Source organism: Bradyrhizobium pachyrhizi (assembly GCF_029714545.1).
GTDB lineage: Bacteria > Pseudomonadota > Alphaproteobacteria > Rhizobiales > Xanthobacteraceae > Bradyrhizobium > Bradyrhizobium pachyrhizi.
Window position 1 is genome coordinate 6,175,785 of the sequence record NZ_CP121667.1, and the last position, 25,803, is coordinate 6,201,587.

Sequence of the window (25,803 nt, forward strand, 5' to 3'; positions counted from 1 at the left end):
TCTTGCCCCCTCGCCAGCAGGAAAGACGCGGATGCCCGGCACAGGGCCGGGCATGACGGAGCGGTACGGCTCGCGCCGCGGGATGACGACAACAGCGTCACTTCTTGGTCTTGCCGGAATCCTTGACGGCCTCGAAGGTCGCGAATTCGACATTGTAGAGCTCGCCGTCGACCTTCTCGACCTTGCGGATATAGATGTTCTGCACGATGTCGCGGGTTTCCGGATCGATCGAGATCGGGCCGCGCGGGCTCTCCCACTTCATGCCCTTCATCGCCTCGATCAGCTTGTCGCCGTCGGTCGCACCATTGGTCTTCTTCAGCGCCTCGTAGATCAGATGGATGCCGTCATAGCCGCTGACCGCCATGAAGCCGGGGCGGTTGCCGAACGCCTTCTTGTAGGCGGCGACGAAGTCCTTGTTCATCGCGGACGGATGCGCGGCCGAATAGAGATGCGCCGTCACCGCGCCGAGCGCGGCATCGCCCATGTTGTTGAGCAGATCGTCGTCCATGACGTCGCCGGGTCCGATCACCCTGATGCCGCTCTTGTCGAGCCCGCGCTCGGCATATTGCTTCATGAAGTTGCCGCCCTGCCCGGCCGGCACGAACACGAACATCGCATCGGGCTTGGCATCCTTCATGCGCTGCAGGAACGGCGCGAAGTCCGGATTGGCGAGCGGGACCTTGACCTCTTCGACGATCTCGCCGCCGCCGGCGGTGAAGTGCTGCTTGAAGAAGGTCAGCGCGTCGTTGCCGGGCGCGTAGTCGGAGGTCAGCGTCGCGACCTTCTTGATGCCGTTCTTCACCGCCCAGTCGCCGATGATGGTGGAGGACTGCGCCAGCGTGAAGCTGGTACGCACGATGTAGGGCGAACGCTCGGTGATGATGGAGGTGCCGGCCGCCATCACGACTTCCGGGATTTTGGCCTGCGTCGCCAGTGGCGCCGCGGCGAGCGCCGCGGGCGTCACGCCGAAGCCGGCGATGAAATTGACCTTGTCGTTGACGATCAGTTCCTGCGCGAGCCGCTTGGTGTTGTCCGGCACCGCGGCGTCGTCCTTCAGGATGATCTCGATCTTCTTGCCGGCGACGGTGTCGCCCTTCTGCTGCATGTAGAGCTTGATGGCGTTATCGATCTGCTTGCCGGTCGACGCCTGACCGCCGGTCATCGGCAGGATCAGCCCGATCTTGACGGCGTCGTCCGCCCACGCCGGCATGCTGGTGCACAACCCGGGAAGCACGGCCGAAGCGGCGCCCCACAGCAACATTTTGCGACGATTGAACATCGACGTCCCTCCCCCTTCCGCTGTTCTGCATCGAGCCTTGGTCCCCGGCTCTTGCCTTGTTCTAACCCAAGCATGTCACGGCCAAGCCGCAACGCGACAAGGCGTCTCCCCGTGCCCTCTGTCAATCGGACGATGGACGCGTGCCGCGCGCGACGCGATCGGGATTGGCTGCAGAGACCAAGTATCAGGATACCAACATCGCTCCACAAGACTCAATCCGTGAGAAGCGGTCTCGCGCATTCAAGACCGCCGCCGGCCTCGATTCATTTGTACGATCGTACAAACGCAGCGGCAATGTCAACAAACAAGCACAATTGCAGCCGAACGGTCGCGCCCGAGATCATCATCCATAAAGACCAGGGCTGTATCCTGCTTCCCATGCCAATCGTCTCGCGTCCCATCGCTGTCCTGACTGCCCTCGCGCTCGCGGCCGGCGCGCTCGGGGGATGCAGCTCCATGAACCAGAAGCTCTCGGCCGGCATGGCCGATACCATTCCATCCTGGGCCGGCGGCCTGCCGGCGGATGCGCCGCCGCGGCCGGGCACCCCCGAATACGACAAGTTCATGCAGGATCGGGAACGCAAGCGGCTGATGCCTGCGGCCCAGCGCGGTGACGAAGCGAAGCCGGCAACCGCACCGCAGGACGCGGCCCGCTGAGCGCACGGTCGGCCGGCCGCAGAGCGCGCATCGCCTTGTGCGGGCCGAGTGAAGCGCGGATCAGTCCACGAACACCACGGTCTTGCATCCGTTGAGGATGACGCGATCGGCGAGATGGTAGCGGATCGCGCGCGCCAGCACCCGGCGCTCGATGTCGCGCCCCTTGCGCACAAGATCCTCAGGCGTGTCGCGATGGCTGATGCGCTCGACGTCCTGGTCGATGATCGGCCCCTCGTCGAGATCGCTGGTGACGTAATGCGCCGTGGCGCCGATCAGCTTGACGCCGCGCTCATGGGCCTGGTGGTAGGGCTTGGCGCCCTTGAAGCCCGGCAGGAAGGAATGATGGATGTTGATGCAGCGGCCCGACAGCCGCGCCGACATCTCGTCCGACAAGATCTGCATGTAGCGGGCCAGCACCACGAGATCGGTCCTGGTGTCCTGGGCGAGCTTCCACACCGCGTCTTCCTGTTGCCGCTTGGTCTCCTTGGTCACCGGCAGATGATGGAACGGGATATCGCCGAAATCGAGCGAGCCGTAGGTCTCGCGCGGATGATTGGAGACGATCGCGGTCGGGATCATTTCGAGCTCGCCGGTTCGCCAGCGGTAGAGGATGTCGACCAGGCAGTGATCGGACTTCGACACCAGCAGCATCACCCGGCGGCGGCTGGCGCGGTCGCGCATCTGCCAGTCCATGCCGAAACGTTCGGCGATCGCGGCAAAGCCGGTCTGCAGCGCCGCGAGCTCGACCGCGAGGTCGGCCGCGGTGAACACCACGCGCATGAAGAACTTGCCGGTCTCCACGTCATCGAACTGCTGGGCGTCCAGGATGTTCTGGCCGTTATGGGCGAGAAACGTCGAGACCGCCGAGACGATCCCCGGACGGTCCGGACAGGACAGGGTCAAAACGAATTGATGGTCGGGCATGCCAATTGACCAAAGCTTGAGCAGACTGGTGGAACGGTCATTTTCGGCCCCCGTCTACACCGCAGGCGGCCTTGCGCCAATCCCGGCGCGGGGGTCAAATCGAACAAATGACGACAATGTTTGTTAGGGACCATCATGGCTGAACGGCTGAACGGCTACCGCATCCTGATCCTCGAAACGCGCGAGGAAGCGCAGTTTTCCCGCCTGCTCGCCGAGCAGGGCGCCGACGTGCTGCAATGCCCAGCCTTCACCATCCACGATGCGCCCGATCCGGCGCCGATCGAGGCCTGGATTCGCCGCGCCATCGAGCGGCCGCTCGACGACCTCGTGCTGATGACCGGTGAAGGCCTGCGGCGGCTGATGAAGGTCGTGCGCCGGCTCGGGGTCGAGGCGGAGTTTGTCGGCAGCCTCGCCAAGGCGCGCAAATTCGCCCGCGGCCCCAAGCCCGGCCGCGCGCTGCGCGAGATCGGCCTGGAGCCGCAAATGACGACCGAGAAGCCGACGTCGGAAGGCGTCGCCGAAATGCTGTCGAAGCTCGACCTGACCGGCCATCGGCTCGGGCTGCAGCTCTATCCGGACAAAGATCACGCCACCCTGATCGGGGCGATCAAGGCACAGGGCGCCGAGGTCGATACGGTGCTGCCCTATGTCTATGATGCACAAGCCGCCGACGCCAACATCGTCACCGCGATCGAGGAAATGGCGCAGGGGCGCATCGATGCGATCGCGCTGACCAATCTCGGCCAGGTCCGCCGCCTCATCGAGGTGGCACGGGCGCGCGGTTGCGAGGACAGGTTACGCCAGGGATTCGAGCGTACACCGATCGCTTCCGTCGGACCGGCGGTGTCGGACGAGCTCAAGTCCCACGGCCTGCGCACCGACATCTACCCGGCCGAAGACGCCTTCTTCATGCGGCCGCTGATATCGGCGATGGCGGCGGCGCTTTCAAAAAATCCGCCACGAGCGGCAGCGCGAAGCTAATCAACCTTGGCGCCGGCGAACTTGACCACCTTGCCCCATTTCTCGGTCTCGTCGGCCACCAGTCTGCCGAAGTCGGCAGCCGAGCCCGGCAGCATGATCGCGCCGATCTCGGTAAAGCGCGCCTTGGCCTTGGGATCGGCGAGGATTTCATTGACGGCCTTGTTGAGCCTGTCGACGATTTCAGGCGGCGTATTCTTCGGCGCCGCAAGGCCGTACCAAGCGCTCGCCTCGTAACCCGGCAGGAAGTCGGCAACCGGCGGCAGGTCCGGAAGCACGTCCGAACGGGTCGTGCTGGTGATCGCAAGTCCGCGCAGCTTGCCGGATTTGACGTGCTCGGCGCAGGTCGGAAGATTGTCGAACATCACCTGCATCACGCCGGACAGCATGTCGGTGAGCGCCGGCGCCCCGCCCCGGTAGGGCACGTGCTGCATGTTGATGCCGGTCAGCATCTTGAACAGTTCGCCCGACATGTGGATCGTCGAGCCGTTGCCCGAGGACGCCATGTTGAGCTTGCCGGGATTGGCCTTTGCATAGGCGATCAATTCGGGAATCGACTTGATTGGCAGCGAGGGGTGCACCACCACGACGTTGGGAAAGCGAATGATGCCCGCGATCGGCTCCATCTCGCGCATGAAGTCGAACGGCAGCTTCTGGTAGAGCGTCGCGTTGATCGCATTGGCCGGCGCGACCAGCAGCAGCGTGTAGCCGTCGGGCGCCGCGCGCAGCGCCTGCTCCGTGGCGATGTTGGTCCCGCCGCCCGGCCGGTTCTCGACAATGAAGGATTGCCCGAGCTTTTCCGACAGCCACTGTCCCATCAGGCGCGCCGTCAGGTCCGCCGAACCGCCGGGCGTATAGCCGATCACGAGGCGAACCGGCCGCGCCGGATAGGTCTCGGCAATTGCATTTCCAAATGTGAGCGGAAGCGCAGCCGTAGCGGCTGCAAGTTGCAGGAACTGGCGGCGTAGAACCTTCATGATGTCTCCTCCGACGCACTGGCGGCTCTTGCGGCACGCTTGGGCACGGGCATCCTAGCCGCGTGGCGTCGCCAAGCCGACAGATATTCTCAGTCAGAGGGCGGGAGGTTCACCGCGTCACTTCGTCTCGCGCAGATAGGCCTGGTACGCGAGGGCGATGCCATCCTCGAGCGAGGTGGTGGCGCGCCAGCCGAGCCTCGCCAGCCGGCCGACGTCGAGCAGCTTGCGCGGCGTGCCGTCCGGACGCGACGTGTCGAAGCTGATCTCGCCGCCATAGCCGACGGCGGCCGCGACGACGCGCGCGAACTCGGCGATGGTGATGTCCTCGCCGGTGCCGATATTGACCAGTTCGGGCGAGGAATAGGTCTTCATCAGATAGACGCAGGCGTCGGCGAGATCGTCGACGTAGAGGAATTCGCGGCGCGGCGTGCCGGTGCCCCACACCGCGACGTTGCCGGCACCCGAAACCTTGGCCTCGTGGAAGCGGCGGATCAGCGCGGCGACGACGTGGCTGTATTCGGGGTGATAGTTGTCGCCGGGGCCGTAGAGATTGGTCGGCATCACGCTGATGAAATCGGCGCCGTACTGGCTGCGATAGGCCTCGGCCATCTTGATGCCGGCGATCTTGGCGATGGCATAGGGCTCGTTGGTCGGCTCCAGCGGGCCGGTCAGCATCGAATCCTCGCGCAGCGGCTGCGGCGCCAGGCGCGGATAGATGCAGGACGAGCCGAAGAACATCAGCTTCTCGCAGCCATTGGCGTGGGCTGCCTGGATCACGTTGCTCGAGATCGCCAGATTGTCGTAGAGAAATTCGGCCCGCAGCGTGTTGTTGGCGACGATGCCGCCGACCTTGGCGGCGGCGAGGAATACGGCCTGCGGCCGCTTCGCGGCAAACCAGGCGTTGACCGCGGTTTGGTCGCGCAAATCGACCTCGCTGCGCGACACCGTCAGGAGATCGGCCTCCTCGCGCGCCAGCCGGCGCATCAGCGCCGAGCCGACCATGCCGCGATGGCCGGCAACGAAGACCGTCTTGCCCTTCAGCTCAAACGCCGTGCTTGCCATTGGCCGCGTCCTGCCTGGCCTCGACGAGATCGCTGGCGACCATTTCCTTCACCAGCTGCGCGAACGGCGTCTTCGGCGTCCAGCCGAGCTTGGCGCGCGCCTTGCTGGCGTCGCCGATCAGAAGATCGACCTCGGTCGGGCGGAAATAGGTCGGATCGATCTGCACCAGGGTGTTGCCGGACACCTTGTCGACACCGACCTCCTCGACGCCCTTGCCGCGCCATTCGATGCTGCGGCCGACCTCGGCAAACGCCAGCTCGACGAACTCGCGGACCGACCGCGTCTCGCCGGTCGCGAGCACGAAGTCGCCGGGCTCGTCGACCTGCAGGATCCTGTGCATGCCCTCGACATAGTCGCGGGCGTGGCCCCAGTCGCGCTTGGCGTCGAGATTGCCGAGATAGAGCTTGTTCTCGAGGCCGACCTCGATGCGGGCGACGGCGCGGGTGATCTTGCGCGTCACGAAGGTCTCGCCGCGGATCGGGCTCTCATGGTTGAACAGGATGCCGTTGCTGGCGAACATGCCATAGGCCTCACGGTAGTTCACCGTGATCCAGTAGCCGTAGAGCTTGGCGACGCCATAGGGCGAGCGCGGATAGAACGGCGTGGTTTCCTTCTGCGGCACCTCCTGCACGAGCCCGTAAAGCTCCGAGGTCGAGGCCTGGTAGAACCGCGTCTCCTTTTCCATGCCGAGGATGCGGATTGCCTCCAGCAGCCGCAGCACGCCGATCGCATCGGCGTTGGCGGTGTATTCCGGGCTCTCGAAACTGACCTGGACGTGGCTCTGGGCCGCCAGGTTGTAGATCTCGGTCGGCCGGATCTGCTGCACCAGGCGGATCAGATTGGTCGAATCGGTCATGTCGCCATAGTGCATCAGGAACGGCACGTTGCCGGCGTGCGGATCCTGGTAGAGATGGTCGACGCGCGCGGTGTTGAACGAGGACGACCGGCGCTTGATCCCGTGCACGGTGTAGCCGAGACCGAGCAGATATTCGGCGAGATACGCGCCGTCCTGCCCGGTCACGCCGGTGATCAGCGCAACGCGCCGCTTTGAGTCCTGAGCCGCCGAATCCTTAACCGCCATGTCATCTCCAGAGAGCGCGAAAACCGCGCGATCCCGACGAGGCCGGTCTGTAGCATCCAGCCTGCCCCAAGTCTAATGGCTTAATCGTTTGAAATCAGGACTTTAGGTCTGCGAAAACGGCTCAATGCGCCCGGAACCCGTCACTCGCCATAGTGCCGCAGCCGGTCGAGGTTGAGGATGGTCACCCCGCCATATTCGAGCCGCAACAGCCCTTCCCGCTCGAGCCGCTTCAGGCACTGGTTGGCATTCTGCCGGGAGATTCCCGACAGCGCCCCGATCTCCTCCTGGGTGATCTCAAGGTGCAGCGTCAGGTCGGGATAGAGAATCGGATTGAACAGCGAGGCGATCGAGCGCGCCAGCCGCGCCGTGGCGTCCAGCGTGCGGCCATATTCGAGCAGCGCGATGAACTGGCCGAGCCGCTCATTGAGCGAGCCGACCAGGAATCGGTTGAAGCCGACACTGTTCTCGAACAGCCAGACGAAGGTCCGGCGATCCATCATCGCCAGTCGCGTGTCGCGCAGCGCAACCACATCGTAGCGCCGGGGCTCATTCTTGAGCACGGTCCCCTCGCCGAACCACGCGCCTGCGGTGAGGCCCGCGAAACTCGCCGCCTTGCCGCCGCGCGAGACGATGCCCATGCGCGCCAACCCGGTGACGATGCCGGTCCAATACTGGAAGTTGTCGCCGCGCATGAAGATGAATTCGTTGGCGCGATAGGATTTCTCGGAAATGCCGGCGCGCGCGATTTCGATTTCTTGCTCGCTCAGTTCGCGCGACCAGGCCGCGATGCGCCTCAGGTAATCAGCAGCAATCATTCTAGCGACGGCGTCCTACCCCAAGATACTGCAACGATATTGCACCGCAGCAACGCCGTGCGCGAAGCCAGGGACCCGAGGCCTGGAATGCCAGCGAAAATTCCTGACCAAATGTCGGGCACATGACAATTCAACCTATCGCTTTCTCGTATTCAGAGCCACCTCGCGTAACGTCGCGCAGCGCCTTGATGGATCGCTGAAGGCGGACGACGCGAGGGATGGGCTTGCAGGCGGGTGCGGCGTTACCGCGCATGACACAGGCGATCGGGTCAAGCGATGCTCCCGAACGCCGGCATCATTAGTCGGATGGTCTCCCTTCGGCGGCCCATGTAAGATCGAAGCAAGATCGAAGCGAAGATAAAGAGCGCGCCAAAGCGCCCGTATCTGGAGGGAACAGGGTGGCTAATAGTCTCGAGGTGCGCGGAGTCTCTTTGCGCTTTGGCGGCGTCCGCGCGCTGACCGAAGTGAGCTTCGGCGTCAACGAGGGCGAGCTGTTCTCCATCATCGGCCCGAACGGCGCCGGCAAGACCTCGATCGTCAACTGCATCTCCGGCCGCTACCGGCCAACCGAAGGCCAGCTGTTCTATCGCGGCCAGGACATTACCGGCCTCAACCCTAACGCGCGGCCCCGGCTCGGAATCGGCCGGACCTTCCAGAATCTCGCGCTGTTCCACCACATGAGCGTGCTCGACAACATCATGGTCGGCCGCCATCACCTCCTGAAGAACAACTTCATCACGGGATCGCTGTACTGGCTGACCGGCGCGCGCCGCGAGGAGCTGGAGCACCGCCGCAAGGTCGAGGAGATCATCGACTTCCTCGATCTGCAATCGGTGCGCAAGGCGACCGCCGGCACCCTGCCCTACGGCCTGCGCAAGCGCGTCGAGCTCGCCCGTGCGATGGCGCTCGAGCCGCAACTGATCCTGCTTGACGAGCCGATGGCCGGCATGAACTTCGAAGAGAAGGAAGACATGGCGCGCTACATCGTCGATCTCAACGAAGAGTTCGGCATGACGGTGATGATGATCGAGCATGACATGGGCGTCGTGATGGACATCTCCCACCGCGTCATGGTGCTCGACTTCGGCCGCAAGATCGCCGAGGGCGATCCGGCCACCGTGCTCGCCGATCCCCATGTCAAGCGCGCCTACCTCGGCGAAGAGGACGAGGCGCTGGTCGATCCCGACGACAAGCCGGCGGTGCGGGAGAGCGCCGCATGATGGACTATGCCGGTCGCGCCGCGCAGGCCGACACCTTTCCCAAGATGCTGCGCCTCAACGCGAAGGAGCACGGCCAGGAGATCGCGCTGCGCGAGAAGGATTTCGGGCTGTGGCGCGAATTCACCTGGAACGACTACCAGACCCGCACCCATGATTTCGCGCTCGGCATGGTCGAGCTCGGGCTTGGCCGCGGTGACGTGATCGGCATTATCGGCGACAACCGGCCGGACTGGGTCGCCGCCGAGATCGCTGCCCACGCGATCGGCGCGATGAGCCTCGGTCTTTATCGCGACGTGCTGGACGAGGAAGCCGCCTATCTCCTGACCTATGGCGAGGCCAAGCTGGTCTTCGCCGAGGACGAGGAACAGGTCGACAAGCTGCTCGGCCTTGCCGATCGCGTGCCCCGCCTCAAGCACATCGTCTATTCCGACCCGCGCGGCATGCGCAAATACGACGATCCGCGATTGATGGAGGCGAGCAAGCTCGTTGCGCTGGGCCGCGATCGCGCCGCGCGCGAGCCTGGGCTCTACGAGCGACTGGTCGATGCTACGAAGGGCGAGGACGTCGCGATCCTCTGCACCACCTCGGGCACGACGGCCAACCCGAAGCTTGCGATGCTCTCGGCCGGGCGCGTGCTGCGGCACTGCGCGACCTATCTCGCCTTCGATCCGAAGGGGCCCGACGACGAATATGTCTCGGTGCTGCCGCTGCCCTGGATCATGGAACAGATCTACGCGCTGGGCAAAGGGCTGCTCTCCCGGATGAAGGTCAACTTCGTCGAAGAGCCCGACACCATGATGCACGACTTCCGCGAGATCGCGCCGACCTTCGTGCTGTTCGCGCCGCGGGTCTGGGAATCGATCGCGGCCGACGTCCGTGCCGGGGTGATGGACGCCTCGCCGTTCAAGCAGCGGCTCTATGACCTCGGCATGAGGACCGGCCTTGCGGCGCTCGCCGAGGGCAAGCGTTCTGTGTTCGCCGACCAGCTCTTGTTCCGTGCGCTGCGCGACCGGCTCGGCTTCACGCGGCTGCGCTCGGCGGCGACCGGCGGCGCGGCGCTCGGGCCGGATACCTTCAAGTTCTTCCAGGCGATGGGCGTGCCGCTGCGCACGCTGTACGGCCAGACCGAGCTGCTCGGCGCCTACACGCTGCATCCCGAAGGCAAGGTCGATCCCGACACCACCGGCGTGCCGATGGCCGACAACATCGAGATCCGCATCGACAATGCCGACGTCAACGGCGTCGGCGAGATCGTGGTGCGGCATCCCAACATGTTCCACGGCTATTACAAGAACCCCGAAGCATCGGTCGCCGACATCAAGGACGGCTGGATGCATTCGGGCGATGCCGGCTTCTACAACGACAACCGGCAGCTTGTCGTGATCGACCGCATCAAGGATCTCGCCGAGACCTCGCGCGGCGAACGCTTCTCGCCGCAATATATCGAGAATAAGCTGAAGTTCTCGCCCTATGTCGCCGAGGCGGTGGTGCTCGGCGCCGGCCGCGACGCGCTCGCGGCGATGATCTGCATCCGCTACTCGATCATCTCGAAATGGGCGGAGAAGAACCGGATCTCGTTCACGACCTACACCGACCTGTCCTCGCGGCCCGAAGTCTATGCGCTGCTCAAGAAGGAGGTCGAGACCGTCAATGCCACCCTGCCGCCGGCGCAACGCATCTCGCGCTTCCTGCTGCTCTACAAGGAGCTCGATGCCGATGACGGCGAGCTGACCCGGACCCGAAAAGTCCGCCGCGGCGTCATCAACGAGAAATACGCCGACATCATCGATGCGATCTACCGCGGCAAGGCCAGCATCCCCGTCGACACCGTGATCCGCTTCCAGGACGGCTCGACCCAGCGCGTCCGCACCACGCTCGAGGTTGTCGATCTCGGCCGCGCCGTAATCGCGGAGGCCGCGGAATGACTGTGTTGCGCGACCAGAGCGCGGTGCTCATGAACGTGCCCTCTCCCCTTGTGGGAGAGGGCTACACCGCTAGTCGACTCGCTTGGGTGAGGGGTACCCTCTCCACGATCCCGTTGCGGAGACAACCCCTCACCCGGCTTCGCTTTGCGAAGCCACCCTCTCCCACAAGGGGAGAGGGTGCTGGCGCCGCAGTCCGGAGCGACCGCACCCCATGAACACTCAGTTCCTGATCCAGCTGATCGTCAACGGCCTCGTGGTCGGCACGCTGTATGGCGTGGTCGCGATGTCGTTCGTGCTGATCTACAAGGCGACACAGGTCGTGAACTTCGCGCAGGGCGAACTGCTGCTGGTCGGCGCCTGGGTGTGCTGGGCGCTGCTGACGAAGTATCAGGTGCCGTTCTGGGTCGGCATGCCGATCACGCTGGTCTTCATGTTCATCTTCGGCATCGCGATCCAGGTCGTGATCCTGCGTCCAATGATCGGCGAGCCGATCATCTCCGTGATCATGGTGACGATCGGCCTGTCGACGGTGTTCCAGGCCGCGCTGAAGTGGATCTTCGGCGTCAACCCGCAGCCGTTCCCGCGCGTGTTCCAGAGCCAGTCGGTCAGCCTGTTCGGGCTGCAGATCCAGACCGTCTATGTCATGAGCCTCGTGGTCTCGCTCGCCATGATGGTCGGCATGGCCTGGTTCTTCCGCGCCTCCAAATATGGCCTTGCGATGCGCGCCACCGCCTTCAACCAGCAGGTCGCGCAGTCGCTCGGCATTTCCGTCAAGAACGTGTTCGCGATGGCATGGGCGATCTCGGCCACGGTCTCGGCGGTCGCCGGTGTCGTGGTCGCCGTGGTCAACGGCGTGTCGTCCGGGCTCTCCGCCTACGGCATCAAGGTGTTTCCGGCCGCGATCCTGGGCGGGCTGGACTCGGTCGGCGGCGCCGTGCTCGGCGGCATCATCATCGGGCTGTTGGAAAACGTCGCCCAGTATGTCGACAGCCAGTACCTGCACTGGGGCAATCTCTACGAGATCGCGCCGTTCTACGTCCTGATCATCATCCTGATGATCAAGCCGTACGGCCTGTTCGGCACCAAGGATATTGAGCGGGTCTGATCAATGGCGACAAGCACACTCATCCCCTCGGGCGATTTCCGCACCAGCTATGCGGCCGACACCACGATCTTCCCGACCGCGACCAGCCGCAATTTCGCAATCATCGGCATCGTGCTCGCCTGCTTCGCGCCGATGCTGCTGTCCAACTACCTGCTCTCGATCGCGATTCAGATCGGCATCTTCGCGATTGCGGCCCTCGGCCTCAACGTCCTGGTCGGCTTCACCGGCCAAATCTCGATCGGCCACGCCGCGTTCTTCCTGTTCGGCGCGTTTACCTCGGCCTACATCTCCAACAACGCGCCGATCCCGGTGTTCTTCGCCATCCCCCTCGCCGGCGTCGTCACGGCACTGGTCGGCCTGGTCTTCGGCGTGCCGGCGGCGCGGCTGAAGGGACTCTATCTCGTGATCGCGACGCTCGCCGCGCAGTACATCCTGCTCGACTTCTTCTCGCGCGCCGAATGGTTCTCGGGCGGCTCGGTGCCGGCCAGCGCCAATCCATTCTCGATCTTCGGCTACACCCTGCGCGGCGACCGGCAGTATTTCTACGTCGTGCTCGCCTATATGGTGATCAGCTACCTGCTCGTCACCAACCTGATGCGCACCCGCGATGGCCGCGCGCTGGTCGCGATCCGCGATCACTATCTCTCCGCCGAGATCATGGGCATCAACCTCACCAAGTACCGGACGCTGTCGTTCGGGCTTGCCGCCTTCTTTGCCGGCATCGCCGGCGCGCTCTACGCGCACTATCAGCTCGTGGTCTCGCAGGAAGGTTTTGGCATCGAGCGCTCGGTGCTGTTCCTCGCCATGGTCATCATCGGCGGCACCGGCTCGGTGATGGGTACGCTGATGGGCACGGCCTTCGTGGTGCTGTTGCCGGAATCGATGGAATGGCTGAGCGCCTGGCTGAAGGGCGGCGCCATCGACAAGGCGCTGCAGCTCAACAACAACATCACCTTCCTGCGCGAGATCGCGATCGGCCTGATCATCATCGGCTTCTTGATGTTCGAGCCGGACGGCCTCGCGCATCGCTGGCGGCAGATCAAGGCTTACTGGAAGCTCTACCCGTTCTCGCATTGACGCAAGGCACGGAACGCAATTCAAAATTCGGTTCAACGAATAAGCAGGAGGAACGCAAAAATGACGATTAGATCCCTTTTGAGCTCGGTCTCCGTTGCGCTGCTGATCAGCAGCGCGGCCGCCACCGCGCAGGCGCAGATCGCCATCGGCCATCTGCAGGACCTCTCGGGCGGCACGTCCGACGTCGGCACCCCCTATGGCCAGGGCGTCGCGGACACCTTCGCCTGGGTCAACAAGAACGGCGGCATCGGCGGCAAGCAGCTCAATGTCGATAGCAACGACTATGGCTACCAGGTGCCGCGCGCCATCGCGCTGTACAAGAAGTGGTCGGCGCCCGACGGCAAGGTCGCTGCGATCATGGGCTGGGGCACGGCGGATACCGAGGCCCTCACCGGCTTCCTGGCGCAGGACAAGATCCCGGACATCTCCGGCTCCTACGCCGCCGCGCTGACCGATCCGGAAGGCACCAGCGGCAAGGCCAAGCCCGCGCCGTACAATTTCTTCTACGGCCCGAGCTATTCGGACTCGATGCGCGCGATGCTGACCTGGGCCGCCGAGGACTGGAAGGCCAAGGGCAAGCCCGGCAAGCCGAAATTCGTCCACATGGGCGCCAACCATCCGTATCCGAACGCGCCGAAGGCGGCCGGTGAAGCGCTGGCGACCGAGCTCGGCTTCGAGGTACTGCCGCCGCTGGTGTTCGCGCTCTCCCCCGGCGACTACTCGGCGCAGTGTCTCAGCCTGAAGAGCTCGGGCGCAAATTATGCCTATCTCGGCAACACGGCGGCCTCCAACATCTCGGTGCTGAAGGCCTGCAAAACCGCCGGCGTCGACGTCCAGTTCCTCGGCAATGTCTGGGGCATGGACGAGAACGCGGCCAAGACCGCCGGCGATGCAGCCGACGGCGTGATTTTCCCGCTCCGTACGGCGGTGAGCTGGGGCGGCAACGCCCCCGGCATGAAGACGGTGATGGAAATCTCCAAGATGTCCGACCCATCCGGCAAGGTCTATCGGCCCGTGCACTACATCGCCGCGGTCTGCAGCGCGCTCTATCTGAAGGAAGCGCTCGACTGGGCCGCCAAGAACGGCGGCGCCACCGGCGAGAACGTCGCCAAGGGCTTCTACCAGAAGAAGGATTGGGTGCCGGCCGGCATGGACGGCGTCTGCAATCCGTCGACCTGGACCGAGAAGGATCACCGCCCGACCACGAAGGTCGACCTGTATCGCTCGAAGGTCTCGGGCGCGACCGATGGCGACATCAACGACCTGATGGGCAAGGGCACGATCAAGCTCGAGAAGGTGAAGACCGTCGACCTGCCGCGCAAGCCGGAATGGTTTGGCTGGTGAGGCGGCAGCCGAACAGGTCCACACATCGTCATGCGCGGGCCCGGCCCGCGCATCCATCAAGCGAAGACGTATTCCGATCGATGGATTGCCGGCTCGAGCCCGGCAATGGCATCGAAGGGTAACACAGGCCATGAACGAAACCCTCGAAGCCACCCGCCCGGGGCCGACGGCAGTCCCGCCGCCGCCACTGCTCAGCATCAACAACATCGAGGTCGTCTATGACGACGTCATCCTGGTGCTGCGCGGCCTCAGCCTCGAGGTGTCGAAGGGCGCGATCGTGGCGCTGCTCGGCGCCAACGGCGCCGGCAAATCGACCACGCTGAAGGCGATCTCCGGCCTGCTCAAGACCGAGGACGGCGAAGTCACCCGCGGCGAGATCCTGTTCGAGGGCCAGCGCATCAACGGCATCGATCCGGACAAGATCGTCCGCCGCGGCATCTTCCAGGTGATGGAAGGCCGCCGTATCGTCGCCGACATGACGTCGCTTGAGAACCTGCGGCTCGGCGCCTTCACCCGGCGCGACGGCGAGGTCTCCGATGACATCGACATGGTGTTCAAGTATTTCCCGCGCCTGAAGGAGCGCACCGGCCTCGCCGGCTATCTCTCCGGCGGCGAGCAGCAGATGCTCGCGATCGGCCGCGCGCTCATGGCCCGTCCGAAGATGATCCTGATGGACGAGCCGTCGATGGGGCTGTCGCCTCTGCTCGTCAAGGAAGTGTTCGCGATCATCAAGGAGATCAACCGCGATCTCGGCGTCACGATCCTCCTGGTCGAGCAGAATGCGCGCGCCGCGCTCTCGGTTGCGAGCCATGGCTACATCATGGAACAGGGCAAGGTCGTGCTCGACGGCTCCGCCGACGAGCTGCGCGACAACGAGGACGTCAAGGAATTCTACCTCGGCGGCGCCGGCGACCAGCGCAAGAGCTTCAAGAACCTGAAGAGCTTCAAGCGGCGCAAGCGCTGGCTGTGAGGATATCGAGCGTTTTCGGGGCGGAGTTGCGTGTGCAGAAAACGCGTCAGACCAGGAAGGCGGTTCTATCCGAGCACCTGCTCGGCTTCAGTAACCGCGCAGAGCACATGATAGAACGACGACGCCGGGATCGTGTCGACCAGCGAATTGCCGTCGCGGTCGAACTGGTCGTACCAGCCGCCGGCCACGGCATGGCCGAGATAGTGCCGCTCGAGCAGCACCAGCGCCGCACGCGCCTCGTCCGCCGCGCCGGCTTCGCCCGACTCGGCCTGCGCGATCCAGGCCTTCGCCAGCTCGCTCTGCGGCCACAGCCGCCGTGTGTGGCGGCGGATGTTGCCCTCGGCGTCGCCCTCGTCGACCAGGCAGCCGGTGGCCGCGTCGCGATAGCGCAGCGCCGACGCCAGCAGCTCGCCGCGCGGGCGCCCGGTCGGGCAGCCGGTGATGCGCTCGAAGCCCTTCAGCAGCCAGACCCATTCCGCGAGGTGCCCGGGCTCGACGCTGACCGGCGGGATTTTCGACCAGTCTTCCTCGAAATATTCGCCGAGGGTGCGCGTCTGCTTGTCGTAGAGGTTGGCGAGGAACAGCGCGAAGAAATCGCCGGCACGGTTCTGGAACGACAAATCGTGGGTCGCGTCGAAGCAGGCGATCATCGCCTCGAACAGATGCATCTGCGGGTTCTGCCGGCGCGGCATCGAAGGCGGCAGGCCCTCGTGGAAGCCGCCATGGGGCGAGCGCAGCCGGGTATCGAGGAACGACAGCAGCGCGTCGATCTCGGCGCGGATCTGGGCGTCCTGGTCGAGGCCGTAGGCGGTCGCGAGCGCAAGCAACACGAAGGCGTGGCCGTAGGTGTCGCGCAGCGGGTCGTGCACGCCGCCCTCCGCGGTCAGGCTGTAGACGAAGCCCGGCCGGCCGTCCGGCGCCCTGGCCTTGGCCAGCAGGTAGTCCAGCCCCTTAAGCGCGACCGCGCGCCCCTCCGGATACCAGCCCAGCTGGGCCGCCTTGGCGTAGCAATAGATCTGGCGCGCCTGCACCATGATCCGGCGCGGGGCGGCGCGATCGGCTGTCCCATCCCGGTGCAACCGGTCGACAAAGCCGCCGGCGGTGCTGTCCCAGCCCGCGGTCGACCACAACGGCAGGGCCTGGTCGATGATGCGGCGCTTCAGCCTCGCGACGACGTCGGCGGCCCCGTCCGCCGCAACGCTCTCTGCCTCAGCCATCGTGCTCCCTGGAACCGTCCCAATGTCAGCGGTCACCGTCTGATAGCACGGGCGGACCGGCACGCAACCCGCGCACTTCCTCTCAAGGACCTGCCATGACCGACCATTACGACGCCCTTGAAACGCGCGATCCGGCCGAGCGCGAGGCCGCGTTGTTCGCCCGGCTGCCTGAGGTGCTGCGCAAGGCAATGGCGGCGCCCGCCTATGCCAACCTGTTGAGGGGCACCGATCCCGCCTCCATCACCGGCCGGGAGGCGCTGGCGGGGCTGCCAGTGCTGCGCAAGTCGGAACTGCCGGCCCTGCACAAGGCCGTCCCGCCGTTCGGCGGCTTCGTGGCCGACACGCCCGGCTCGTTCGCCCGGCTGTTCACCTCGCCCGGACCGATCTTCGAGCCCGAGGGCCGCCAGGCGGACCCCTGGCGCGGCGCCCGGGCGCTGTTTGCGGCGGGCTTTCGCGAGGGGGACGTGGTGCTGAACACCTTCAGCTATCATCTCACCCCCGGCGGCTTCATCTTCGATGCTTCCGCGCGGGCGCTCGGCTGTGCGGTGATCCCGGCAGGCCCCGGCAATACCGAGCAGCAATTCGAGCTGATCGAGGCCTATCGCCCGGTCGGCTATAGCGGCACCCCGGACTTCCTGAAGATCCTGCTCGACGCCGCCGCCACCGCCGGCCGCGACGTGTCCTCGATCAAGCGCGCGCTGGTATCAGGCGCGGCATTTCCGAAATCGCTGCAGGAGGAGATGAAGTCGCGCGGCGTCGAGGCTTACCAGGCCTTCGGCACCGCCGATCTCGGCCTGATCGCGTTCGAGACGGCGGCGCGCGAGGGGATGACGGTCAACGAGGACCTCATCCTGGAGATCGTCAAGCCCGGCACCGGCGATCCGGTTGCGCCGGGTGACGTCGGCGAGATCGTGGTGACCTCGCTCGATCCGCACCATCCCTGGATCCGCCTCGCGCTCGGCGATCTGACCGCCGCCCTGCCCGGCGCGAGCCGGTGCGGACGCACCAACATGCGAATCAAGGGCTGGATGGGCCGCGCCGACCAGACCACCAAGGTGAAGGGGATGTTCGTGCGCCCCGAGCAGATCGCGGAGATCGGCAGGCGGCATCCCGAGCTCGGACGGCTGCGCCTCGTGGTCACGCGCGCCGGCGAGGCCGACGCCATGACGCTGAGGGCCGAATGCGCCTCGGCGGCGGATGCCCTGCAGAGCGACGTCGCGGCAACGCTGCGTGCCGTGACAAAGCTCGGCGGCACCGTCGAGCTGGTCGGCACCGGCTCGCTGCCGAACGACGGCAAGGTGATTGCAGACGAGCGTTAGGCCTTGAGATCACCCGGCGTTTGATCAGTCCGCATTTGTCGCGCGCGGCGTTGTGAACTATTGAGCTAGCTCGCGCCCCGTGGAGACGGACGGATCATCACCTCATGAGCAGCGCTTCCGGAGATCAGCCGCGAAGGCCGGCCGTCTTCTTCGATCGGGACGGCGTCCTGAACCAGGACATCGGTTACCTGTTCGAAAGCCACAGGCTGGTCTGGATCGACGGCGCACGCGAGGCGGTCAAGGCCGTCAACGACAAGGGGTATTTTGCGTTCGTCGTGACCAACCAGTCAGGCGTCGCAAGGGGTCTCTACGAGGAGACACACGTCCGGCAGCTTCACGACTGGATGGCCGATGAGCTCGGCAGGATCGGCGCGCATATCGACGCCTTTGAATACTGCCCGTTCCATCCTAAAGGGACGGTTGAACGATATCGGCAGGTCAGCCACCGGCGCAAACCGTCGCCGGGCATGATCAATGATCTGCTGGAACGCTTTCCGGTCGACGTCGAACGCAGCTTTCTGGTCGGCGATCAGCCGACGGATCTCGAGGCGGCACGTGCGGCCGGGCTGAAGGGCTACCTGTTCTCAGGCTCCAATCTGGAAAAGTTCCTGAGGCCTCTGCTGCTCGGGAGCTGAAGACCCCAGCGTCAGGCGCGAGGCCGCGATCGCGATCGCGATCAGAACTTCCGGATCAGCTCGATGACCTCGTCCTGCTGCTGGCGCGTGATTTCGGCGAATATCGGCAGCGAGAGAATCCGGCCCTGATCGCGATGCGCATTGAGGAACTGCTCAGGCCGGTGATCGAACCGCGCATAGGCCGGCAGGAACGGCAGCGCGGTGGGATAGTTGATGGCGGTCTGCACGCCGTTGGCGTTGAGATGGGCGGCGAGCGCGTCACGGCGCGGATGCCTGATCGTGTAGAGGTGATAGACGTGGCTGCGCGCCGGCGCGACCTCGGGCACCACGACATCCTCGATCTGGTTGAGGCCGGCATCATAGACCTCGGCCGCCGCCTGCCGGGCCGCGGTCCAGGCGGCAAGATGCGGCAGCTTGGCGGAGAGGATCGCGGCCTGCATGCCGTCAAGCCGGCTGTTGATGCCTTCGATGTGGTGCTGGTGCTTCACCAGTCCACCGTGGCGCGCCAGCATGGCCATCTGCTCGGCGAGCGCCGCGTCGTTGGTGACGACCGCGCCGGCATCGCCCATCGCGCCGAGATTCTTGCCGGGATAGAATGAATAGGTCGCGGCCTCGCCGAAGGTGCCGACCATGCGGCCCTTGTAACGCGCGAGATGGGCCTGGGCGCAATCCTCGATCACCCACAGCTTGTGCTTCTGCGCGATCGCCATGATCGCGTCCATATCCGCGGGCTGGCCATAGAGATGCACCGGGATGATGCCGACCGTGCGCGGCGTGATCGCGGCCTCGATGGCCGCCGGATCGATCGTGAACGTCGCCTCGTCGGTGTCGCAGAAGACGACGGTGGCACCGGAATGAGTGATCATCGCCGCGGTCGAGATCCAGGAATGCGCCGTCGTGATCACCTCGTCGCCCGGCTCCACCTTCAGCGCCCGCATGGCAAGGTAAAGCGCGTCGGTGCCGTTGGCGCAGGACACGCAATGAGCGACCTCGGCCGCCGCCGCAAATTCGCGCTCGAAGGCGTCGACATAGCTGCCGCGAATGAAGGCGTTGTCGCCGATCACGCCGGCGATCGCAGCGTCGATCTCGCCCTTGATGGACTGGTATTGCAGTTGCAGGTCGGCATACGGCACCGCCATCGATATTCCCCTGTTGCCTATTGGCTCGTCAGCAGCCGGCGGGCCGGATTGCCGGCATAGGTGCCTGGCGTCGTGATGTCCTTGGTCACCACCGATCCGGCGCCGATGACGACGTCGTCGACGATCCTGACCGGCATGATCGTCGCATTGGAGCCGATCGACACCCGGTTGCCGATCACCGTCTCGCGCCACAGCTCCTTGCGTCCACGCGCCGGGCCGCCGGTGGAGAACGTGTCGTTGACGAACATCACACCGTGACCGATGAAACAGTCCTCGCCAATGGTGACGAGCTCGCAGACGAAGGCATGCGACTGCACGCGGGTGCGCGCCCCGACGATCACGCCCTTCTGGATTTCGGTGAAGGGGCCGACGAAGCAGTCGTCGCCGAGCTTGCAGCCATAGAGGTTGCAGGGCTCGACGATCTTGACGCGTTCGCCGAACGCGACATCGCGCACGCTGGCCTGATGCACCTCCGGCCGGTTCACGAAACGACGCCCAGCCGGCTCAGCCGTGGCGTGAAGCGCAGCGCGACTTCCTCGCCGGTCTCGATCGACTCATAGAGGGCCGAGATCAGTTCAAGGCTCTTGCGGCCCTCGAGCCCGTCGACCAGCGCGGCGCGCTGGTTTTCCAGGCAATCGACCACGTGGTGATAATAGGCCTGATGGCCGAAGCCGTAGACGTTGGGCGGGTTGACCGAGAACTTCTCCACGACGTCCTTGTCGGACGGCAGCTCGTCGACAAAGCGCCAGTGCCGGATCTGGTTGACCGCGAAGCCCGAAATCTCGACGGTGCCCTTTTCGCCCAGGATCGAGAGCGAACCCTCGAGATCGGTCGGGCGCGCCGCGGTGGTCGCCTCGATGATCCCGAGCGCGCCGTTGCGGAACTTCAGCGTTGCGACGGCCGTATCCTCGGTTTCGATATTGGCCAGCGCCGTTGCCGCGCGCGCATGCACGCTCACCACGTCGCCGAAGAACCACTCCAGCATGTCGACATGGTGGCTCGCCTGATTGGTCAGCACGCCGCCGTCATAGGCCCAGGTGCCGCGCCAATCGTCCTGGTCGTAATAGGCCTGGTCGCGGCACCAGCGCACCCGGACCGTCCCCAGGATGAGCTTACCGAAGCGGCCGGCGTCGAGCGCCTCGCGCGCCTTGACCACGGGCACGTTGAAGCGGTTCTGCTTGACGATGAACATCTTGACGCCGGCCTGGTCGCAGGCCCGGATCATGTCGTCGGCGTCCTGCAGCCGCAGCGCCATGGGCTTCTCGACCACGGTGTGCTTGCCGGCCTTGGCACAGGCGATCACATGCGCGGGATGCAGCCCGCTCGGCGTCAGCACGGCGACGGCATCGATGTCCTTCCGCGCCAGGAATTCGTCCATGTCGTAATGGGCAGCAACGCCGAACTTCCCGGCAACCGCATCGGCGCGTGCGCGGATCGGATCGCAGACCGCGACCAGGCTCGCTCCCTCGATGTGGTTGCCACCCAGGAGATCGGAGTGACGCTTGGCGATACGCCCGCATCCGAGCAGGCCAAATCTGATCATGCAACAGGCCCTGTCTTGTCTCGTGGCCGGCCATTGCAACCTGCCGAAGAGCCGAGGGAACAAGCGGCCTTGCGAGCCGCGCGACAACGTCCATTACCCAGAAAACTCGGGGTAAGGCAAGGCCATGCACCAGTCAGGCGGCCGCGGCCGCGGCACCACGATTTCACGCGGCCTCGGCGCGCTTGGCCTCTGTGAGCATGGCAAAAGTCCTTGCGACAAGCCTCGCCGGGTAACGGCGATCCGATCAGGGACAACCGCTCCCCAGCCCCCGGAGCAACAAGCGGCATTTGCGTTATTAACCAGGAATAATAGAATGAAGGATCAGCATAGTTCTTGTCGTCTTATCGGCGTCGTGCCATGCCCCTGGCTCAAAAGGCGGCATCGGTTGGCGATCGCGGGTTAGTCTGCCGAATACGATGACTATCCACGAGGCAGTCCAAAGGCGCAGCCCGAGACGGCGGTAGGTGAGAATGAACGATCGCGTTATTCAGCTGGAGCCGGGTTTCGGATGGCGCCAGGCCAAGCTTGCCCTGCTTGCCTATGCCCACGTCGTGGTTTGCTGCATCTCGCTGTATTGCATTACGATCATCGATTCCTTCCCGGGTGTCATCGCCTTCGACAAGGCACACCTGGCATCCGCGATCGTCAACGTATTGGCGTTCAGTCCCCTCGTCATCCTGTTCGCAATCAGTCGCTTCAGCTTTGGCTATCTCGTCGGCTTCTACTTCTACATTATGGTCCTGGGGTATCTCTGGCTGATCGAATTTTCGGTGCTCGATTACGATCATCGCCTGGCGCTCGCCTCGATCGTGCTTTCGGCGCTCGCATTCCTCGCCCCCGTGCTGTTCATCACCGCGCCGGTACGGCAGGCTATCGTCATGCCGGCACGCGCCTTTCACATGATGCCTTCCGTCATCCTGATTGCCTCAGTCGCGATCATCGGCATCGGGTCTCTCTACAACCTCAAGCTGGTCGATCTCGCCGAGATCTACAAATATCGCGCGGAGCTCGCGTTGCCGGGCGTCCTGCGATATGCGGTCTGGATCGTCTCGAACGCGCTGTTGCCTTTCGCTTTTGCCTGCTTCGTCGCCAGCAAGCGGATCTGGCAGGCAGGGGCCGCTCTGCTTCTCATGCTTATGTTCTACCCGATCATGCTGACCAAGATGGCGCTGTTTGCTCCGGTCTGGCTGCTGTTTCTAGCGCTGATCTGCAAGCTGGCTGAGGCCAGGGTCACGACGATCCTGTCGTTTTTCCTGCCGATCCTGATCGGCACTATCCTGTTCTTCCTGGTCAAGGCCGAGGTGCTGCCAATCAAGCCCGCATTGGTTTATTTCGGCACCGTCAACACCAGGATGGTTGCGATCCCGTCGCTCGCCCTTGAAGTCTACAACAACTACTTCTCGGCGCACCCGCTGACCCATTTCTGCCAGATCAACGCGTTGAAGCTCCTGGTTGCCTGCGCCTATGACGAGCCGATATGGGCCGTCATGGCCAAGGCCTACGATCTCGGCGCCTTCAACGCTTCGCTGTTCGCCACCGAAGGCGTCGCTTCGGTCGGCCTCGTGCTCGCCCCGGTATCCGCGCTGGGCTGCGGCTTGATCATTGCCCTCGGCAATCGCCTGTCGTCCGGCTTGCCGTCGCAATTCGTGCTGCTCTCCGCGGGGCTGCTCCCCCAGGTTCTCCTCAATGTGCCGCTTTCAACCGCCCTGCTGACGAACGGCACCGGTCTGCTGTTCCTGCTCTGGTACATTACGCCGCGGTCAGCGTTCGACCAGACGGCGTCGACGACTGCGGCAACCGAACGTCTGCGACATGCAAGCGCCGCCTAGCGTGCCGCTCCGAATTGTCAGCTGTCCTTTCTAGACAGGACGTACGGGCGGATGGATAGCCGGAGAGCTCTCGTGATCGCCTACGCGCGAATGATATTGTCTGCCGGCTGAGAATACTTTCCACGACAGTCGACAAGCAGCGGCGCATGCGCGCCTAGCAGCTGATAGTCGAACTTGTCGTGGTCAGTTGCAAGCAGAACGCAATCGAAGCGCTGCAGATTCTCCGCAGTGAGCGCAACGCTGGACAAGTCGAACGAATGCGCTCGCATCTTTGGGAACGCCGGAACGTGCGGATCACTATAGGCGACCTTGGCGCCGAGATCGCGGAGCCTCTCCATCAGCAGCACCGACGGCGATTCACGAACGTCGTCGACGTTCTTCTTGTAAGCGATGCCGAGAACCAAAATCGAGCTGCCGCTGATCGACTTGTGCCGCTGATTGAGGGCCAGCGAGATCTTCGATACGACGTAGTCCGGCATCGAGGAATTGATCTCTCCAGCGAGCTCGATGAAGCGCGTATGCATACCGTATTCCCGCGCCTTCCAGGTCAGATAGAACGGGTCGATCGGAATGCAGTGTCCGCCAATGCCGGGACCGGGGTAGTACGGAACAAACCCGAACGGCTTGGTTGCCGCAGCGCGGATCACCTCGTGAATGTCGATGCTCATTTTGTCGGCAACCATCTTCATCTCGTTGACGAGTCCGATGTTCACCGAGCGATGGATATTCTCGAGCAGCTTCGTCAGCTCGGCGGCCTGGGTCGAGCTTACCGGCACGACCTTGTCGATCACCTGGCGGTAGAGTGCGATGCCGGCCTCGAGACATGCCGGCGTGCAGCCACCGCAGACCTTCGGGATCGAACGCGTCGTGAAATTCTGATTGCCGGGATCTTCGCGTTCTGGCGAGAAAACAAGAAAGACGTCCTTGCCGACCGTGAAGCCGCACTTTTCGATGCGCGGCTTCAGCTCCTCCTCGGTCGTACCGGGATAGGTGGTACTTTCGAGCGACAGCACCATTCCCTGATGGAGATACGGCAGCAGCGACTCCGTCGTATTTAGCACGAAGCTGAGATCGGGTTCGCGGTACTTGTTGAGCGGCGTCGGGACGCAAAGGATCAGCGCATCGACTTCCTTCGCGCGAGAGAAATCCGTGGTCGGCTCAAACCCTAGTTCCATCGCATTTCTGATGCTGCCACTCGATATGTGCTCGATATACGAGCGGCCGGCGCGAAGTGCGTCGACCTTTGTCTGGTCAATATCAAAGCCGATCACCTTGTAACCGACCTCGCAATAGCGAAGCATCAAAGGCAGACCTACATAGCCCAAGCCGACGATGCCGATCTTGGCCGTTCTCTCGTTGAGTTTTGCGATCAATTCGGAATTCATTTCATCACTCGTACGGGGTTGTTACGGATAGTCGGCCTGAAAAGCGTCAAACTCAGCCTCTGATAGCGTCATAGCGGCAAAGCCACAACCCTGGAAGCCATGCTTGGGACCTCGTCAAGCGCCGAGGCACGAAACCAAGCGGGACTGTCATTAGCCCTCGCAACGCCCCAAACGAAGCGTCCTTGGCTACGCGCCGGACAGCCGGAACGCCCCATCTTCTGCGTCCACAGCTGGCGATAGCTTCAACGCATTGCTTGGTCAAATTCCCAAAGCAAGGCTATCGCGCGCCGCTCAACAAGCGAGCAACCTGGTAAGCAGCGCGGCCCGTCCCATACTCATCGATCTCGCGCCGCTCTGCGTGCGCCACCTGTTTCCAGAGCCGGTTCCACCCGTGGGTGATCGTCTCCGTCCACTCGGTCTCATCACGCAACGTGATGCACGGCACATGGTGGAAATACGCCTCCTTTTGCACCCCTCCCGAGTCCGTATAGACTTCAAGGGCGTTGTGCAGCAGCTTCGCCATATCGAGGTAACCCACTGGATCGATGACCTTCAGGCCGTCCAGATCGACCCCCATCGCCAGCGCAGCCTGTCGGGTGCGCGGGTGCAGCGGGAGGACAACGGGAAACTTTCGCGACTGATCCTGCAAGAACTGCACGACCGCGAGAAGCTGCTGCCGATCGCCGGTGTTCTCGGCGCGATGGATCGTCGCAAGCGCATATGCCTTGGGGGCCAGACCGAGATTGCTCAAAATCGCCGAGCTCTTCTCGGCCTTGTCGGCCACGAACAGAGTCGCATCATACATCACGTCCCCGACGTGATGTACGCCTGCCGTCACGCCTTCAGCAGCCAGATTGGTGACGGCGGTCGTCGTCGGACAAAGCTGCAGCGCGGAGAGATGGTCTGTCACGACCCGGTTGATCTCTTCCGGCATGCGGCGGTTGAACGATCGAAGGCCCGCCTCGACATGCGCGACCGGAATATGCAGCTTCGACGCCGCGAGAGCACCGGCCAGCGTCGAATTGGTGTCGCCGTAGACGACGACCCAGTCGGGCTTTTCCTCGAGCAGGATCGGCTCGATCGCCATCAGCATACGTCCCGTCATATCGCCATGGCCGCCGCCATGGATATCGAGATGATGTCGAGGCCTCGGAATGTCGAGCTCCTCGAAGAAGACGTCCGACATGTTCGGGTCGAAATGCTGACCGGTATGCACCATCACTTCCGAAAGCCCACTGGTCTCCCGGATCGCGCGGCTGACGGCCGCGGCTTTGATGAACTGCGGCCGGGCACCAACGATGGTCAGTATCTTCAGCGTCATG

Annotated in this window: 23 protein-coding genes; 11 read left to right on the top strand and 12 right to left on the bottom strand. The window is 64.1% G+C overall.

From position 1 onward, the window contains the following. Positions 1 to 97: 97 nt before the first annotated feature. The gene (locus tag QA639_RS29340; protein WP_050384606.1) at positions 98 to 1,279 is read right to left on the bottom strand and encodes an ABC transporter substrate-binding protein; all 1,182 of its coding nucleotides are present in this window, start codon (positions 1,277 to 1,279) and stop codon (positions 98 to 100) included. Positions 1,280 to 1,657: 378 nt separating this feature from the next. Here QA639_RS29340 and QA639_RS29345 point away from each other — a divergent pair, with 378 nt between their 5' ends. After that, positions 1,658 to 1,936 (top strand): hypothetical protein, encoded by a 279-nt coding sequence (locus QA639_RS29345; protein WP_050384639.1) that lies wholly within the window; start codon positions 1,658 to 1,660, stop codon positions 1,934 to 1,936. A gap of 60 nt (positions 1,937 to 1,996) precedes the next feature. Here the strand turns inward: QA639_RS29345 and purU are convergent, their stop codons facing one another. Beyond that, a complete protein-coding gene (purU, locus tag QA639_RS29350) occupies positions 1,997 to 2,860 on the bottom strand; it encodes a formyltetrahydrofolate deformylase (protein WP_050384605.1) in 864 nt (287 codons plus the stop codon). Between the two features lie 135 nt (positions 2,861 to 2,995). On the opposite strand from purU, the gene QA639_RS29355 reads away from it, so the two are divergent. After that, entirely contained in the window at positions 2,996 to 3,841 is an 846-nt protein-coding gene (locus QA639_RS29355; RefSeq protein WP_050384604.1) for a uroporphyrinogen-III synthase, read from the top strand. Here the strand turns inward: QA639_RS29355 and QA639_RS29360 are convergent. The 4 genes from QA639_RS29360 to QA639_RS29375 form a co-directional block, all read right to left on the bottom strand. Then, positions 3,838 to 4,815 carry a tripartite tricarboxylate transporter substrate binding protein gene (locus QA639_RS29360; RefSeq protein WP_050384603.1) on the bottom strand — a complete coding sequence of 326 codons (978 nt, stop codon included), beginning with the start codon at positions 4,813 to 4,815 and terminating at the stop codon, positions 3,838 to 3,840. The genes QA639_RS29355 and QA639_RS29360 overlap by 4 nt on opposite strands. A 117-nt stretch (positions 4,816 to 4,932) precedes the next feature. Continuing rightward, entirely contained in the window at positions 4,933 to 5,877 is a 945-nt protein-coding gene (gene fcl, locus QA639_RS29365; protein WP_157343069.1) for a GDP-L-fucose synthase, read from the bottom strand. Next, the gene (gmd, locus tag QA639_RS29370; RefSeq protein ID WP_157343068.1) at positions 5,858 to 6,958 is read right to left on the bottom strand and encodes a GDP-mannose 4,6-dehydratase; all 1,101 of its coding nucleotides are present in this window, start codon (positions 6,956 to 6,958) and stop codon (positions 5,858 to 5,860) included. The genes fcl and gmd overlap by 20 nt, the downstream gene beginning before the upstream one ends. Positions 6,959 to 7,098: 140 nt before the next feature. Next, the gene (locus QA639_RS29375) at positions 7,099 to 7,773 is read right to left on the bottom strand and encodes a Crp/Fnr family transcriptional regulator (RefSeq protein WP_028343069.1); all 675 of its coding nucleotides are present in this window, start codon (positions 7,771 to 7,773) and stop codon (positions 7,099 to 7,101) included. Positions 7,774 to 8,171: 398 nt separating this feature from the next. On the opposite strand from QA639_RS29375, the gene QA639_RS29380 reads away from it, so the two are divergent. From QA639_RS29380 to QA639_RS29405, 6 genes are all read left to right on the top strand, one after another. Further along, positions 8,172 to 8,993, top strand: coding sequence for an ABC transporter ATP-binding protein (locus QA639_RS29380; RefSeq protein WP_028338338.1), 822 nt, complete (start codon positions 8,172 to 8,174; stop codon positions 8,991 to 8,993). Then, positions 8,990 to 10,918, top strand: a complete 1,929-nt coding sequence (locus QA639_RS29385; protein ID WP_050383785.1) for a long-chain fatty acid--CoA ligase — start codon at positions 8,990 to 8,992, stop codon at positions 10,916 to 10,918. The genes QA639_RS29380 and QA639_RS29385 overlap by 4 nt, the downstream gene beginning before the upstream one ends. Before the next feature lie 211 nt (positions 10,919 to 11,129). Next, positions 11,130 to 12,023, top strand: a complete 894-nt coding sequence (locus QA639_RS29390; RefSeq protein WP_028343071.1) for a branched-chain amino acid ABC transporter permease — start codon at positions 11,130 to 11,132, stop codon at positions 12,021 to 12,023. 3 nt (positions 12,024 to 12,026) lie between these two features. Beyond that, the gene (locus tag QA639_RS29395; RefSeq protein ID WP_050383786.1) at positions 12,027 to 13,100 is read left to right on the top strand and encodes a branched-chain amino acid ABC transporter permease; all 1,074 of its coding nucleotides are present in this window, start codon (positions 12,027 to 12,029) and stop codon (positions 13,098 to 13,100) included. Between the two features lie 60 nt (positions 13,101 to 13,160). After that, the gene (locus QA639_RS29400) at positions 13,161 to 14,444 is read left to right on the top strand and encodes an ABC transporter substrate-binding protein (RefSeq protein WP_050383787.1); all 1,284 of its coding nucleotides are present in this window, start codon (positions 13,161 to 13,163) and stop codon (positions 14,442 to 14,444) included. A gap of 130 nt (positions 14,445 to 14,574) precedes the next feature. Then, complete coding sequence (locus tag QA639_RS29405) at positions 14,575 to 15,414, top strand: ABC transporter ATP-binding protein (protein WP_283087861.1); 840 nt, start codon at positions 14,575 to 14,577, stop codon at positions 15,412 to 15,414. Positions 15,415 to 15,479: 65 nt separating this feature from the next. Here the strand turns inward: QA639_RS29405 and QA639_RS29410 are convergent, their stop codons facing one another. Beyond that, positions 15,480 to 16,631: an AGE family epimerase/isomerase gene (locus QA639_RS29410; protein ID WP_283087862.1), complete on the bottom strand. Its 1,152-nt coding sequence runs from the start codon at positions 16,629 to 16,631 to the stop codon at positions 15,480 to 15,482. Positions 16,632 to 16,726: 95 nt separating this feature from the next. Here QA639_RS29410 and QA639_RS29415 point away from each other — a divergent pair, with 95 nt between their 5' ends. Both QA639_RS29415 and QA639_RS29420 read left to right on the top strand, forming a co-directional pair. Further along, positions 16,727 to 17,950 (top strand): phenylacetate--CoA ligase family protein, encoded by a 1,224-nt coding sequence (locus tag QA639_RS29415; RefSeq protein ID WP_283087863.1) that lies wholly within the window; start codon positions 16,727 to 16,729, stop codon positions 17,948 to 17,950. A 104-nt stretch (positions 17,951 to 18,054) separates the two neighbouring features. Continuing rightward, positions 18,055 to 18,585 carry an HAD family hydrolase gene (locus QA639_RS29420; protein WP_283087864.1) on the top strand — a complete coding sequence of 177 codons (531 nt, stop codon included), beginning with the start codon at positions 18,055 to 18,057 and terminating at the stop codon, positions 18,583 to 18,585. Between the two features lie 41 nt (positions 18,586 to 18,626). Here QA639_RS29420 and QA639_RS29425 read toward each other — a convergent pair whose 3' ends face one another. From QA639_RS29425 to QA639_RS29435, 3 genes are read right to left on the bottom strand one after another with little or no spacing between them, the layout of a single operon-like run. Next, positions 18,627 to 19,724, bottom strand: coding sequence for a DegT/DnrJ/EryC1/StrS family aminotransferase (locus QA639_RS29425; RefSeq protein ID WP_283087865.1), 1,098 nt, complete (start codon positions 19,722 to 19,724; stop codon positions 18,627 to 18,629). Between the two features lie 17 nt (positions 19,725 to 19,741). After that, positions 19,742 to 20,209, bottom strand: coding sequence for an acyltransferase (locus QA639_RS29430; RefSeq protein ID WP_283070140.1), 468 nt, complete (start codon positions 20,207 to 20,209; stop codon positions 19,742 to 19,744). After that, positions 20,206 to 21,267: a Gfo/Idh/MocA family protein gene (locus QA639_RS29435; protein ID WP_050383792.1), complete on the bottom strand. Its 1,062-nt coding sequence runs from the start codon at positions 21,265 to 21,267 to the stop codon at positions 20,206 to 20,208. Before QA639_RS29435 ends, QA639_RS29430 begins: the two co-directional genes overlap by 4 nt. 470 nt (positions 21,268 to 21,737) lie before the next feature. Between QA639_RS29435 and QA639_RS29440 the strand changes: the two genes are divergently transcribed. Then, complete coding sequence (locus QA639_RS29440; RefSeq protein ID WP_157343060.1) at positions 21,738 to 23,096, top strand: hypothetical protein; 1,359 nt, start codon at positions 21,738 to 21,740, stop codon at positions 23,094 to 23,096. An 80-nt stretch (positions 23,097 to 23,176) separates the two neighbouring features. Here QA639_RS29440 and QA639_RS29445 read toward each other — a convergent pair whose 3' ends face one another. Together QA639_RS29445 and wecB are read right to left on the bottom strand one after the other, a co-directional pair. Then, on the bottom strand, positions 23,177 to 24,481 hold the full coding sequence (locus tag QA639_RS29445) for a nucleotide sugar dehydrogenase (protein WP_157343058.1): 1,305 nt from the start codon (positions 24,479 to 24,481) through the stop codon (positions 23,177 to 23,179). A 277-nt stretch (positions 24,482 to 24,758) separates the two neighbouring features. Then, complete coding sequence (gene wecB / locus QA639_RS29450; RefSeq protein ID WP_198400135.1) at positions 24,759 to 25,802, bottom strand: non-hydrolyzing UDP-N-acetylglucosamine 2-epimerase; 1,044 nt, start codon at positions 25,800 to 25,802, stop codon at positions 24,759 to 24,761. Between the last annotated feature and the right edge of the window lies 1 nt (position 25,803).